This is a genomic window from Streptomyces sp. SLBN-118, from assembly GCF_006715635.1.
Lineage (GTDB): Bacteria > Actinomycetota > Actinomycetes > Streptomycetales > Streptomycetaceae > Streptomyces.
In genome coordinates this window covers 3,707,967-3,721,654 of the sequence record NZ_VFNP01000002.1, presented here as the reverse complement: position 1 = coordinate 3,721,654, position 13,688 = coordinate 3,707,967, and the positions used below count along the sequence as shown (strand labels likewise).

At 70.9% G+C, this 13,688-nt stretch carries 12 protein-coding genes, 1 tRNA gene and 1 riboswitch; of the genes, 9 read left to right on the top strand and 4 right to left on the bottom strand.

Going from position 1 to position 13,688, the window contains the following annotated elements; all coding sequences use genetic code 11:
• Positions 1 to 219: 219 nt before the first annotated feature.
• The 9 genes from FBY35_RS35520 (at position 220) to FBY35_RS35480 (ending at position 7,871) form a co-directional block, all read left to right on the top strand.
• On the top strand, positions 220 to 684 hold the full coding sequence (locus FBY35_RS35520) for an endonuclease VII domain-containing protein (protein ID WP_222123175.1): 465 nt from the start codon (positions 220 to 222) through the stop codon (positions 682 to 684).
• Positions 685 to 1,030: 346 nt separating this feature from the next.
• Positions 1,031 to 1,759 (top strand): 2OG-Fe(II) oxygenase, encoded by a 729-nt coding sequence (locus tag FBY35_RS35510; RefSeq protein WP_142217985.1) that lies wholly within the window; start codon positions 1,031 to 1,033, stop codon positions 1,757 to 1,759.
• Positions 1,760 to 2,082: 323 nt separating this feature from the next.
• Entirely contained in the window at positions 2,083 to 2,496 is a 414-nt protein-coding gene (locus tag FBY35_RS35505; protein WP_142217984.1) for a YciI family protein, read from the top strand.
• Positions 2,493 to 3,731 carry an RNA polymerase sigma factor gene (locus tag FBY35_RS35500; protein ID WP_142217983.1) on the top strand — a complete coding sequence of 413 codons (1,239 nt, stop codon included), beginning with the start codon at positions 2,493 to 2,495 and terminating at the stop codon, positions 3,729 to 3,731. Before FBY35_RS35505 ends, FBY35_RS35500 begins: the two co-directional genes overlap by 4 nt.
• A gap of 34 nt (positions 3,732 to 3,765) precedes the next feature.
• Positions 3,766 to 3,915 carry a hypothetical protein gene (locus tag FBY35_RS36320; RefSeq protein ID WP_160159371.1) on the top strand — a complete coding sequence of 50 codons (150 nt, stop codon included), beginning with the start codon at positions 3,766 to 3,768 and terminating at the stop codon, positions 3,913 to 3,915.
• A 50-nt stretch (positions 3,916 to 3,965) separates the two neighbouring features.
• Positions 3,966 to 4,039 (top strand) — tRNA-Met (locus FBY35_RS35495).
• Between the two features lie 167 nt (positions 4,040 to 4,206).
• Entirely contained in the window at positions 4,207 to 5,325 is a 1,119-nt protein-coding gene (locus FBY35_RS35490; RefSeq protein ID WP_142217982.1) for a PP2C family protein-serine/threonine phosphatase, read from the top strand.
• A 257-nt stretch (positions 5,326 to 5,582) separates the two neighbouring features.
• A riboswitch (cyclic di-AMP (ydaO/yuaA leader) is annotated at positions 5,583 to 5,739 on the top strand.
• A gap of 11 nt (positions 5,740 to 5,750) precedes the next feature.
• Complete coding sequence (locus FBY35_RS35485) at positions 5,751 to 6,800, top strand: M23 family metallopeptidase (RefSeq protein ID WP_142217981.1); 1,050 nt, start codon at positions 5,751 to 5,753, stop codon at positions 6,798 to 6,800.
• Between the two features lie 126 nt (positions 6,801 to 6,926).
• Positions 6,927 to 7,871 carry an aldo/keto reductase gene (locus tag FBY35_RS35480; protein WP_142217980.1) on the top strand — a complete coding sequence of 315 codons (945 nt, stop codon included), beginning with the start codon at positions 6,927 to 6,929 and terminating at the stop codon, positions 7,869 to 7,871.
• A gap of 14 nt (positions 7,872 to 7,885) precedes the next feature.
• Here FBY35_RS35480 and FBY35_RS35475 read toward each other — a convergent pair whose 3' ends face one another.
• The 4 genes from FBY35_RS35475 to FBY35_RS35460 all read right to left on the bottom strand — a co-directional run bounded on the left by FBY35_RS35475 (position 7,886) and on the right by FBY35_RS35460 (position 12,970).
• Complete coding sequence (locus FBY35_RS35475; RefSeq protein WP_142217979.1) at positions 7,886 to 9,220, bottom strand: PrsW family intramembrane metalloprotease; 1,335 nt, start codon at positions 9,218 to 9,220, stop codon at positions 7,886 to 7,888.
• A gap of 60 nt (positions 9,221 to 9,280) precedes the next feature.
• The gene (gene trmB, locus FBY35_RS35470) at positions 9,281 to 10,078 is read right to left on the bottom strand and encodes a tRNA (guanosine(46)-N7)-methyltransferase TrmB (protein WP_142217978.1); all 798 of its coding nucleotides are present in this window, start codon (positions 10,076 to 10,078) and stop codon (positions 9,281 to 9,283) included.
• Between the two features lie 131 nt (positions 10,079 to 10,209).
• Positions 10,210 to 11,454, bottom strand: coding sequence for an L-2-hydroxyglutarate oxidase (gene lhgO, locus FBY35_RS35465; RefSeq protein ID WP_142217977.1), 1,245 nt, complete (start codon positions 11,452 to 11,454; stop codon positions 10,210 to 10,212).
• A gap of 97 nt (positions 11,455 to 11,551) precedes the next feature.
• Positions 11,552 to 12,970, bottom strand: a complete 1,419-nt coding sequence (locus FBY35_RS35460; RefSeq protein WP_142217976.1) for an MFS transporter — start codon at positions 12,968 to 12,970, stop codon at positions 11,552 to 11,554.
• Between the last annotated feature and the right edge of the window lie 718 nt (positions 12,971 to 13,688).

Below are 13,688 nucleotides of genomic sequence, written 5' to 3'. Positions count from 1 at the left end.
TGCACTGTCGAGGACTGCGACCGCCCCATCCGCGTGCGCTCTCGGGGGTGGTGCGCCATGCATTACCAGCGGTGGCAACGCCACGGAGATACGGGCCCTGGGGCCCCGCGCCGCGTCCACGCCAGCACGGCTACGGAGACCCGGCGGTGCGAGTTCCCCGGTTGCACGCGGAAGTACATCAGCAAGGGATTGTGCGCAAGCCACAACTGGCAACGGAACATGGACCGCGAGCTGACCCCGCTGCCGGACCGGCGGGAGGCCAAGCCGACCGACCGGAACGAGCGGAGCGAGAAGCAGTGCCGCACCTGCCTCGTCTGGCTCCACCTGGACATGTTTGCCCGGAACGCCAGCGCCCCGGACGGCATGCAAGGCAACTGCCGAGGCTGCGCGCGGGACGCTCAGCGTAAGGCGCTCTACCAGATGCCTCGCGGACGCTACGCAGAGATGCTGGCGCGACAGGGAGGCGTATGCGCCATCTGTAAGCAGCCCGATAACACGGGGCTCACCCTGTCTATCGATCACAACCACACCTGCTGTCCGGGCTCTGCCGAGTCCTGCGGCGAATGTGTCCGCGGCCTGCTGTGCACCGCGTGCAACCACGGCCTCGGGAAGTTCCGGGACGACCCGGAACTCCTGCGCGCCGCAGCCGCGTATCTAGAGCGGCACGCAGCCCAGTACTCGTAGGTGCGGCGCGCGGTCCATGGCGCGGCGAGCGAGTGGACGATCAACTGCGTCGGCCGGATGGCCGGTTGACTGTCGGACTCGGGCTGGAGCTCGTACTTGGTGGCGCCGGGATACCAGGCCATACGTCCTCCCATCAGGAGCTGCGCCATGCCGTTCCCTCGCGGGATCCCCGGTTTCGGGGGCCGTTACGCCTGAGTTGTCTATTCCACGCCACCCGAACTCGTGGACGCCCGGTCCGGCACCGGGGACAACGGTGTCCGAATTCCGCCGGACATGACTCGGTGACCGGCGCAGGCTGGTACGTGACCGACGCAGGCTTGTATGCCATTGACCGAGGAACGAACCCATGCCGACAACCCTGTCCGCAGGCCGTGCGAGCGAGCGCGTTGCCGCGGGCGACTGGCACTGCATCGCCGACGAGCTGAACGAGTACGGCAGCACGCTCACCCCGCGGATCCTCACCGCCGTCGAATGCCGCGCGATCGCCGCCCTGTACGACGACGAAGAGCGCTTCCGCTCGACCGTCGACATGGCCCGCCACCGCTTCGGATCGGGCCAGTACCGCTATTTCGCGCATCCGCTGCCGGACTTGGTACGAGAGTTGCGCGAGGCGTTCTACCCGCGTCTGCTGCCGATCGCCCGCGAGTGGGCCGGGAAGCTGCGCAGGCCCGCCCCCTGGCCCGACACGCTGGAGGAGTGGCTGGGCATGTGCCATGACGCGGGACAGTCCAAGTCTGCCCAGATCCTGCTGCGTTACGGACCCGGCGACTGGAACGCCCTGCACCGGGACGTGTTCGGCGACGCCGTCTTCCCGCTCCAGGTCGTCATCGGCCTGGACACCCCCGGGGCCGACTACAGCGGCGGCGAGTTCCTCATGGTCGAGCAGCGTCCGCGTGCCCAGTCCCGGGGCTCGTCGACCACACTGCCCCAGGGCCACGGCCTTGTCTTCACCACCCGCGACCGGCCGGTGCGCTCGGCGCGCGGCTGGTCGGCCGGACCCGTGCGGCACGGCGTGAGCACCGTCCGCTCGGGCCGCAGGCGCACGCTCGGTCTGGTCTTCCACGAAGCGGCCTGACGGGCGTCATGGGAGCTGTCCGCTCGGGCCGGAACCGACCGGCGGTAAGCCGCGTCTCCAGCAGTATGTCCTGGTCAGGTCCCGGGACTGCCCCGAGCGAGGGGCCGCCGCATCGGCAAACGCTCATTCGGGCAGCACGGCCCGACGGTAACCAGCCCGCGAGTAGACCCGAGCCCGACGGTCCCTCCATGGCGGCGATGACCCTGCTCCCGACGAGTGGTTCGAAAAAATTCTCCGCGCGCTGTCGAGAATCCGTCGTCGGCTGCGACGTCCCCTGTGAGAGTTGCCCGCAAGGGGCGGCGACGCATCCGAGGGAGTACGTCATGAAGTATCTGGTGATGGTCCAGGGCTCGCAGGCCGACTACGAGGCGATGCGCGGCCAGGCGTCCGGCGCCGGCCCGGCCTGGAGCGAGAAGGAACTGCAGGCGATGTTCGCCTTCATGGGCGAGATCAACAACGATCTCTCCGAGTCCGGGGAGTTCGTCGAGGGGCACGGGCTTGCCGAGCCCGCCCAGACCCGGTTCGTGAGCCTCGGCGAGGACGGGCGGCCCGTGATCACCGACGGGCCCTACAGCGAGACCAAGGAGCTGCTCGCCGGCTACTGGGTGCTCGACTGCGAGAGCCTGGAACGGGTCACCGAGATCGCCGCGCGGATCCTGACCTGCCCGGGGCCCGTGGGGGCGCCCGCCTACCCGGTGGTCATCCGGCAGATCCTGGACGAGGGAGGCGATCTGTGAGACCTGCGACCGGCATCGAGGACCTGCTGCGCCTGCACGCGCCGCAGGTCCTCGGTGCGCTGGTCCGGCGGTACGGGCACTTCGACCTGGCCGAGGACTCCGTACAGGAGGCGCTGCTCGCGGCCGCGCGGCAGTGGCCCGGGTCGGGGCTCCCGGACAATCCACGCGGGTGGCTGATCAAGGTCGCCTCCCGCCGTCTCACGGAAGCGCTGCGCGGCGAAGAGGCCCGGCGCAGGCGCGAGGAGAGAGTCGCGGCGCTGACCCCGAGGGACGCATTCACCGCGCCCGCGCCCGGGGAGAGCCGTGCGCCCTCCGACGACGACACGCTCACGCTGCTGTTCCTGTGCTGCCACCCCGAACTCACCCCGGCCGCCCAGATCGCGCTCACCCTGCGCGCCGTCGGCGGTCTGACGACGGCCGAGATCGCCCGCGCTCATCTGGTGCCCGAGGCGACGATGGCCCAGCGGATCAGCAGGGCCAAGCAGAAGGTCAAGGGCGTGCCGTTTCGCCAGCCGGGGCCCGTGGACCGCGATCAGCGGCTCGCCGCTGTGCTGCAGGTGCTGTACCTGATCTTCAACGAGGGCTACACGGCGACCTCCGGCAGCGATCTGCACCGCGCCGACCTCGCCGGTGAGGCGATCCGGCTGACCCGGGACGTGCGCAGACTGCTACCCAAGGACGGGGCGGTGACCGGGCTGCTCGCGCTGATGCTGCTCACCGACGCCCGCAGTGCTGCGCGCTCCGGACCGCACGGCGAGCTCGTCCCGCTCGACGAGCAGGACCGGAGCCTGTGGGACCCGAAGGCGATCACCGAGGGGACCGCGCTGGTGGAGGAGGCTCTGTCCCAGGGGCCGGCCGGGGCGTACCAGCTGCAGGCGGCGATCGCGGCCCTGCACGACGAGGCGGCGCGGGCGCAGGACACCGACTGGCCGCAGATTCTCGCGCTGTACGACCTGCTCGTACGCCGCGCTCCGGAGCCGATGGCAGAGCTGGGCCGTGCCGTGGCTGTCGCCATGGTGCACGGTCCAAGGGCGGGCCTCGCCGAAGTCGCCGGGCTGGAGGACCGGTTGGCGGGCCATCACCGGCTGGACGCCGTACGGGCGCATCTGCTGGAGAAGGCGGGGGATGCCGAAGGAGCCAGGGCTGCCTACCAGTTGGCTGCCCGGCGCACACTCAGCGTCCCCGAGACGCGCTACCTCCAGATGCGGGCCGCCCGGCTGCTGCCCCCGGCATAGCTCCCCCCCCCGCGACCCCATCTCCTCGGCCACGGTGGTGGCCGGCGGGAACACCCCCGTCACCGCCACCGGCGCCCTCGCCAGCACCGGATTCTCCAGCGCGACCTGGTACGCGGCATTTGCCGCTGCCGCCCTGATCGCGGCCGGCGGAGCCCTCTCCGCGCTGCGTCTGCGGCGCCTCTGAACAAAATGGATTTGATCTTGCTCCGGATGGCGTAAGGTGGTGTTCACCGACGCGGGGTGGAGCAGCTCGGTAGCTCGCTGGGCTCATAACCCAGAGGTCGCAGGTTCAAATCCTGTCCCCGCTACTGACGACAGTGGCCCGGCACTCGACAGAGTGCCGGGCCACTGTCGTGTGCGCTCCGCGCATCGCCCGGTTGGCCGACGGCGACTCGCCGCCCGGCGCGGCTGCGGCCAGCCTGGGAAGGGCGCGGTACCGTCCGCAGCCGTGTGGGGACCGGGCAGGAGAGCACGCGTGGGGAAGCGAGAGCAGGGCGGAGCCGACATCTCCCGCGGATTCGTCCGCCTGCTGCCCGCCCTGATGATCGCCGCCGGCCTGATCTTCGACCTCGCGACGCCGCCCCGGTTCACCGCGGTCCCGCTCTTCGCGGCCGCGCCGCTGATCGCGGCCCCGATCTTCACCTGGTTCGGCACCCTGCTGGCCGGTATCGCGGCGATCCTCGGTGTGACCGGGCTGCACTTCTACAACCAGACCGTCTCGCAGATCACGGCGTTCACCGAGCTCACGACGGTGATCACCGTCGCGGGCCTCGCGCTGCTGATCAACCGGGTGGTACGGCTCGGCAGCGAGCGCCTTGCGTCGGCCCGTGTGATCGCCGAGGCCGTGCAGCGCGCGGTGCTGCCATCCCCCGCGGACCGGATCGGGGAACTGCGTGTCGCCGCGCGGTACGAGGCGGCGCAGGAGGACGCGTTCATCGGCGGTGACCTCTTCGCCGTACAGGACACGCCCTTCGGGGTGCGGCTGGTCGTCGGGGACGTACGCGGCAAGGGGATGCAGGCGGTCGAGACGGTGGCCGTGGTCATCGGGGCGTTCCGGGAGGCCGCCGAGCAGGAGCGCTCACTCGAAGGGGTCGCCGCGCGCCTGGAGCGGGCGCTGATGCGTGAGGGCGTGCGGCACAACCTGGACGCGGCCGAGGGGTTCACCACCGCCGTACTGGCCGAGATCCCGCGCGGCGACGGGGTCGTACGGGTCGTGAACCGGGGCCATCCGGAGCCGCTCCTGCTGTACGCGGACGGCGGCGTGGGCATCCTGGAGCCGACCCAGGCCGCGCTGCCGCTCGGGATGGGCCTCGGGATCTGGCCGGACCGCGCGGACACGCACGGGCTGCCACCCGGGGCCACATTGCTTCTCTACACGGACGGGCTGTCCGAGGCGCGCGATGCGAACGGTGTCTTCTACGACCCCGGCCGGCGGCTGGCGGGGCGGCTGTTTGCCGGGCCCGAGGACCTGCTGGACGCACTGGTGGATGACGTACGGCGTCATACGGGCAGCGCTACGACGGACGACATGGCGCTGCTTGCGGTCGGCCGCCCCCTGGAGGGCAGCAGAAGCACCGCAGGGTCGTGCCCGTGATCGGCAGGATCACTGATGGGCACGGTACGTAATCGAGAGGCGCCCCTCCGCTTAACAAGTGATGCACCGTCAGGTACCGGGGGGTGGCAGGTGGTGCATGAGGGGTGATCAACTCGCCCGACTCCGGGCGCTTGTGTCCCGATTGGTCCCGGCAGGCATTGTTAATGATCAGCCGGAACGGCTTGGAATCGGACCCCGTCGTCTATTAACGTTCGATAACGCAGCGCGGTCGTCCCAGTCGTCGCAAGAGGCGGCACCGTGCGCACGCGCCGAATCCCGCGAGGGAACCGGGGAACCATCAATTGGGGTGAATCGGGCACCTTTTGCCGCTTACTTCCGCGGCGGAGGCACCCGTAGGAGACCTTCCTGCTCCGAACCCGTCAGCTAACCCGGTAGGCGGTAAGGAAGGAAAGGAGTACGCCTCCGTGGCGTCCAACAAACCTGCCCCGACAGCACCCTTCGAAACTGACTTCTTCGGCGACGAGGGGCCAGAGCGGGCATGGGAGGAATGGAACCCCACCGAGGACTCCGTCCGTCCGGTGCGCGGCCGGCACCGTGTCATGAAGCAGCGCGGCGGACTTGCCCGCAGCTCCACTGTGCTCGGTGTCGGTGTGATCGCCGCGGTCGGCGCGGGCGGCATGGCCACCGCGCAGAGCAAGCCGCCGGTCTCCATTTCGCTCCCCGACTCGATCGCGGACAACCTGCCCGACGCCAAGTCCCTTCCGGGCGTGGGCTCGTTCATGTCCGACGACTCCTCGGACGCCGACGCCGGGAACACCGCTCCGCTCACCTCGGCGACCCTCGCCGCTGACAGCGGCACCGGCTCCCGGCTCGAGGCGCAGGGCTCCGCCGGTGACGCGCTGCGTGCCCGCATCCTCCAGCAGGCCGATCAGCAGCGGTCCGAGGCGGACGCCGAGGCCAAGGCGGCCGCGGAGAAGGCCGCGGCGGAGAAGGCCGCGGCGGAGGCGAAGGCGCAGCAGACCGCGGCGGAGGCCAAGGCCGAGGCGGAGAAACTTGCAGCCGAGAAGGCCGCGGCGGAGAAGGCGGAGGCCGAGCGCCTCGCCAAGCTCGCTGCCAGCTACGCGCTGCCCACCTCCTCGTACACCCTCACCTCAACTTTCGGTGAGGCCGGTTCGATGTGGTCCTCGGGCTACCACACCGGCCTGGACTTCGCGGCCCCGACGGGCACGCCCCTCAAGGCCGTGCACAGCGGCACCGTCAAGTCGGCGGCCTGGTCCGGGTCATACGGCTACCGCACGGTGCTGGAGCTCGACGACGGCACGGAGGTCTGGTACTGCCACCAGTCCTCGATGTCGGTGAGCGCCGGCCAGAGGGTGACGACGGGCGAGACGATCGGCCGCGTCGGCGCGACGGGCAATGTGACGGGCCCGCATCTGCACCTCGAGGTCCACACGGCCGACGGAACCGGGATCGACCCGATGGCCTGGCTGCAGAGCAAGGGCCTCACGCCCTGACTTTTGATCACCGGCAGTCCTGGCGCTCACCCCCCGACGCCAGGACTGCCGGTCTGTCTGCCCCGGCCCTGTGCTGTGCGTGGACACGGCGGAATAGGCCGTACCGGTAAGACCGTTGATCAAGCCATGACCTCTCTCCGTACCCTCGGCTCGTCCGGCCTCGCCGTCTTCCCGCTCGCCCTCGGCGGCAACGTCTTCGGCTGGACCGCAGACCGGGCGCAGTCCTTCGCCGTGCTCGATGCCTATGCCGCGGCCGGCGGGAACTTCATCGACACCGCCGACAGCTACTCCGCCTGGGCACCGGGCAACGAGGGCGGCGAGTCCGAGACCGTCATAGGCCGGTGGATCGCCGAGCGCGGCAACCGTGCCGATGTCGTCATCGCCACCAAGGTCGGCGCCCATCCCCGGTACAAGGGGCTCTCGCCTGCCACCATCAAAGCTGCGGCAGAGGAGTCGCTGAAGCGGCTCGGCACCGACTACATCGACCTGTACTACACGCACTTCGACGACCCCGGTGTCCCCGTCGAGGAGATCATCAGCGCCCTCGACCAGCTGGTGAAGGAGGGCAAGATCCGCGCGATCGGGGCCTCCAACCTCAGCGCGGAGCGGCTCCAGGAGTCGCTGGACTTCTCGGAGCGCGAGGGGCTCGCCCGGTATGCCGTGCTGCAGCCGCACTACAACCTCGTCGCCCGCGACACGTACGAGGGCGAGCTGCGGGACACCGCCGCCCGGGGCGGGCTCGCGGCCGTCCCGTACTTCGCGCTCGCCGCCGGCTTCCTCACCGGCAAGTACCGGCCGGGTGCGACGGTGAAGAGCGCCAGGGCCCAGGGCGCGGGCAGGCATCTGGAGACCGAGCGGGGCCGCAAAGTCCTGGCCGCGCTCGACCGGGTCGCGGGGGCGCGCGGCGCCGAGATCGCGACCGTGGCGCTCGCCTGGCTGGCCGAGCAGCCGACCGTCGCCGCGCCGATCGCCTCGGCCCGCACGGCCGGGCAGCTGCCCGCGCTGACGGCGGTCGCGGAGCTGAAGCTGACGGCCGAGGAGCTGGCGGTGCTGACGGAGGCGTCCGCCTAGGAGTCCCGTTCGGCCTAGGAGCGGTACGGGTTGTAGCCGCCGTAGTCGCGGTGGGGCGGCGGTGTCCATGCCTGGCCCGTCGCCCGCGCCGCGTAGGTCAGCGCAGGAGATGCGACGTCCTTGCGCTGCCACAGGTGGTGCAGCAGTTCCTGCTCCCGCTCGGAGAAGTCCGGGCCCACCGCCCCGCGGTGGGCCCGGTGGCGCAGAGAGGCCAGGGTCGTCGCGAACCGTTCGTACTCCGAGACGGCGTGGGCTCCGGCCGGTCCGTGCGTACGGCGGGCGATGTCGCGGGCCATGGTGCGCACCCGCATCGACGAGAGAGCGCGCGGCTCGTCGGCGGTCAGCCAGCCGGCCGCCGCGTAGGCGGGCAGTTCGGTGGATATCGTGCGCAGTTCGCGCTGCCGGGACCAGATCGTGAGCCAGGTCAGCAGCCCGAAGACCGGGACCATGAACGCCCCGTACACGGCATAGAAACCGAACGGGCCGAAAAGGGACGCCGAGCCGTTCCACAGCGCGTGCATGCCCATGGCGAGGGCGAGCCCCAGCAGCGGCAGCGCGATCCGCCGGAACCGTCGGCGCCGTGCGGCGAGCGCGGCGGCCCCGAAGCCGATACCGGTGAGCACCGTGAACAGCGGATGCGCGAACGGCGACATCACGACCCGTACGAAGAAGGTTGCCGCGGTCACCGACGCCAGGCCCGAGGTGCCTATCTCCTGGTCCTCACCGAAGGCGTTGCCCAGGTAGAGGATGTTCTCGGTGAAGGCGAAACCGGTCGCGGTGAAGCCCGCCACGACGACGCCGTCGACGATGCCGGTGAAGTCCCGTCTGCGGAAGAGGAAGATCAGCAAAATCGCCGCGGCCTTCGCGCTCTCCTCGACGACCGGGGCTATGACGGTCGCGCCGAGCGTGTCCGCGCTCGCCGGGTCGGCGGTCGCGGTCGCTATCCAGCGGGTTGCGAAGGAGTTCGCGATGATCGCGACGAGGGCGGCGGCGAAGGCGCCCCAGGCGAACGCGAACAGCAGATTCCGCCAGGGGCCGGGCTCGACCCGGTCCAGCCAGCGGAAGGCCGCGGCGAGCAGCGGGACGGGCAGGGTGGCCAGGCCCAGTCCGACCAGGAAGCCATGGGTACCGGTCTGTTCGCGTACGAGAGCGAGGATGACGAGGCCGGAGAGGGCGAGCAGGGTGATGACCACCCCCGCCCGAACCGCCTTGCTGCGCCAGAGCCGGGAGGCCCTTCGCGGTTTGTACCGCCAGCGGGCACGCTCCGGCACGCCATCGAAGAGCGGCTGCTCGTCGAAGGCCGGGACCGCCGGATGCGATGAGAGGTGCTGCGGATACGACTCGGACACCCGATGACCCTAACGAGGCGCACTGACACCTGGCGATGGTGCACGGCACACTACCGAGGGTTACGCCGATCCCGGCACGCGACGGAACAGCAGGTCGTGCACCTTGTGACCCTTGTCCAGGCCCTGCCCCTCGAATCGGGTGAGCGGCCGGAAGGCGGGGCGTGGGGCGAAGCCGCCGTGCTCCTGGGTGTTCTCGAAGTCCGGGTGCGCCGAGAGCACTTCGAGCATCTGCTGGGCGTACGGCTCCCAGTCGGTCGCGCAGTGCAGGATCGCGCCGGGCTTCATGCAGGGAGCGGCGAGGCCGAGGAACTCGGGCTGGATCAGCCGGCGCTTGTGGTGGCGCTTCTTGGGCCAGGGGTCGGGGAAGTAGACGCGCAGCCCGTCCAGCGAGCCGGGCGGGAGCATCTCGCGGAAGAGAATGATCGCGTCGCCGTTTGCGACCCGGATGTTGGACAGTCCGTTCCGCTCCGCGAGACCGAGGAGATTGCCCTGCCCGGGCGTGTGCACGTCGACGGCGAGAATCCCGGTGCCGGGATCGGCGGCTGCCATCTGCGCCGTGGCCTCGCCCATCCCGAAGCCGATCTCCAGGACGACGGGCAGCCCGCCGAACATCTCCTGGAGGTCGAGGACGCGGTGCCCGTCGATGTCCATGCCCCACCGCGGCCAGAGCCGCTCCAGGGCATCCCCCTGCCCGGCGGTCACCCGACTCCGCCGCGGCTGGAAACTCCGGATCCGCCGCTCGTGATGCGACCCGGCGGGATCGGCAACGGGTCCCCCCGGGAACCGCGGCGTGCTCTTGTCGCGGAGAGGGGGAGGGGACGGGGATTGACCGGGGGCGGGGTTACGAAGCTCAGACACAGTGGGTCGATTCTACGGCGGGTCGGGGGGTGGGAGGTGTGGACGCCCGGTGCCCGGTGCCACGGGGTGGCGCGGGTCACCAGGGGCGGGTGGTTTGTTGCGCGGCCCCCGAGCCGCACGGGCACGGCGCCCTAGCGGGCGGTCTTCGCGAGGGGCCCGTCCGTCAGTGCCGTCAGAGCGCGGCGGGCCACCTCTCGGCCGATCGGGAGCGACGCCGTCGCCGCCGGTGAGGGTGCGTTCAGCACATGCACCGTCCGCGGCGCCTCGCGGATCAGGAAGTCGTCCGCCAGCGTCCCGTCCCGCAGCACCGCCTGCGCCCGTACCCCCGCCGCGGCCGGCCGCAGGTCCCCTTCCGTCACCGCCGGGAGCAGGCGGCGTACCGCCGTGGTGAAGGCACGCTTCGACAGGGAGCGGTGCAGTTCCCCCGCCCCGTACCGCCAGTGCCGGCGCGCTATCTGCCAGGAACCCGGCCAGCTCAGCGTCTCGGCGAGTTCCCTCGGGCGGACCGCCGACCAGCTGTAGCCCTCGCGGGCCAGCGCCGGGACCGCGTTGGGGCCGACGTGAACGCCGCCCTCGATGCCGCGGGTCAGATGGACTCCGAGGAAGGGGAAGGAAGGATCGGGCACCGGATACACCAGGCCCCGCACCAGCGAGGCGTCCGCCAGCTCGTAGTACTCACCCCGGAAGGGAACGATCCGCATCCCGGGGTCGTCGCCCGCCAGCCGCGCCACACGGTCGCAGTGCAGCCCCGCGCAGTTCACCAGCACCCGCGCCCTGACCACCGCCTCCGACGTCGTGCGCACCGCGACCCCCCAGCTCCGGCGGTCGATCGCGGCCACTTCCTCGCCGTAGCGGACGTCCGCGCCGGACGCGGCTCCCAGCTGCGCAGCCACCGCCCCGAAGTCGCACACCCCGGTCGTCCCGACATGGATCGCCGCGAGCCCCCGCACCTCCGGCTCGTACTCCATGATCTGCGAGGGGCCCAGCTCCCGCACCGGAATGCCGTTCTCCCGGCCGCGCTGGACCAGTGCGTGCAGCCGCGGCAGCTCGTCCTTGCCGGTGGCCACGATCAGCTTCCCGGTGACCTTGTGCGCGATGCCGTACTCGGCGCAGAACTTCACCATCTCGGCGGCGCCCCGCACCGCGAACCGCGCCTTCAGCGACCCCGGCCGGTAGTAGATGCCGCTGTGGATCACTCCGCTGTTCCGCCCGGTCTGGTGCCGCGCCGGGCCCGCCTCCTTCTCCAGGACGATCACCCTGGTGCCGGGAGCCGCGCGCGTGAGGGCATGAGCCGTCGACAGGCCGACGATCCCGCCGCCGATCACCAGCACGTCACAGTCGAAGTCGTGCACAGAGCCCTGCCCGGACGCCGTCACCGCGTCACCTCCCACCCCGATAGTGCACTGGCCCACTGACAAGGCCGCTAAACCAGCTGAGCCGGGGCGGCTGCGCCTATGCCGGGGCCATGTGTCCCTACGCCGGAGCCACCAGCAGCGGCCGCGCCCGCTCCCGCAGCTCCACCACCCGCGGTTCGTCACCGTACGGCTCCAGGCGGTGCAGCAGATCACGTACGTATTCCGTGGTCCGCGCCGAGGAGATCCGCCCCGCGACCTCCACCGCGCGCGTGCCCGCCGCGCACGCCGCGTCCAGATTCCCCGACTCCAGTTCGGCGACGGCCGACACCACGAGCCGCAGCCCGTGCGAGCGCACGAATTCCTCCGTCGGCCGCGACAGAGCCTGCTCCGTGAAGCGCCGTACCTGCCGTGGTGCCTTCAGATCCCGGTAGCACTCGGCCGCATCCGCCGCGAACCGGTCGTAGGAGTAGAAGCCCAGCCACGACGGGTCGGCGTCTCCCTCCCGCGAGCGCTCCAGCCAGCCCTCCGCCGCCTTCAGCGCCGCCCCCGCCGCCGGCGCGTCGGTCGCCTTGGCATGCGCCCGCGCCTCCACCAGCCGGAAGAAGCTCATCGTGCGGGCCGTGGCCAGACCGCGGTTGCGCTCGAGGGCCGCCTGGGCGAGGTCGACTCCCTCGTCCGCGAATCCCCGGTAGGTCGCCTGCAGCGACATCGAAGCCAGTACGTACCCGCCAAGCGGCACGTCCGCCGCCGCCCGGGCCAGCCGCAGCGCCTGGATGTAGTACCGCTGCGCCGCCTCCTGCTGTCCGGTGTCGAAGGCCATCCACCCGGCCAGCCGGGTCAGCTCCGCGGTCGCGCCGAACAGCGCGCGGCCCACTTCGTCCGAATACGACCCGAGCAGCAGCGGAGCCGCATCCACCCTCAGACACTCCGGCACCATGGATGAACGCCAGTCCCCGCCCCCGTACTTGGAGTCCCAGCGCCGCGCGTCCTCCGCCGCCTCCCGCAGCTTCGTGACGTCGCTGTGGCCCACGCGGGCGGGAGTGTCCTCCGCAGCGTCCAGCGATCGTTCGACCGAGGAGTCGGCGGGGGTTATCAGCCAGCGGGAGGCGGGCGTGGCGTAAGCGCTCACTGCGAAGGAACCGGCCAGGGACTGCCAGATGCCACCGCTGCCTCCCCGTCGGCCCGCAAGATCGAGGCGGTAGAGCTCGGTGGCCGATTTCACCGCCTCGCCCACATCGCGCGGGAAGGCGAGCCCGACTTCGGGGGCCGGGTCGGCGTCGGCGAGACCGATCTCGTGCAGCGGCACCGGACGGCCGAGTTTGGCGCCGATCGCCGCGGCGATGAGATGGGGCGCGGCGCCCTGCGGCACCATGCCCTTCGACACCCATCTCGCCACGGACGTCTTGTCGTAGCGAAGGGTCAGCCCGCGCTGCGCTCCGAGGTCGTTGACCCGCCGGGCGAGCCCGGCGTTGCTGATTCCCGCGAGGGCGAGAACGGTGCCGAGCTTTTCGTTCGGCCCGCGTTGCTCCCTGGACATGCGCCACCCCTCGACACACAGACGGCCGCCGCGTCGCTGTTGGCGCACGGCATTCGTGCTGCGTTCTCCCCGGTGAACAGGTCCTTGGTCCCGGCTGCAAAAGCGTCTGGCCGAGCCCCTGGGAATATGCGCCCCTGAGGAGAACAACAGTAAACACAGCGTAGTTCGCCGCATCCCGACCGTTAAGAGGCCATGTTCCGTATGGCGAGATTGTTGTGCGTTGGAGCAGACCGTCCGTGAAGGGCGGGGCCGTGGCGTGCTCCTGGGTGTGCTCCGGGTGTGTGGCCGTGCGCCCGTCCGTGCGCTCTGGTCCCGCTGGTGGGGGAGCGCTTCCATGAGTCCTGCGTGGGTCGGCCCACTGCGTACTGGAACCAGTGGGCTGGGGGAATCCGCTGCCTTCAATCCCCGCGGGTGGCGGGCCGGTCCGGGAGGCGAATGACGCCTCCCGGACTGTGTTCTACGGGGGGATGTACGCCCCGCAGATTGGCTGAATGCCGACCGTCCCTGATGTTCCTTTTGTCACTGCATGGGCATTGGCTGCTCGTTCCGCCGCGTCCCGGACCGTCGTCAAATCGCCAATGCCAGGGGCGCGTTCCCTTTTTGCGTGCGCGACCCCGAGGGCCCTCTTGTGCGCCTCCTTCGTGGCAGCATGTTCCCGAACGGCGGCATGTACCCGTGCGGCTGCATGCTCCTGAGGTGCTCCCGAGCGGCTACGGTC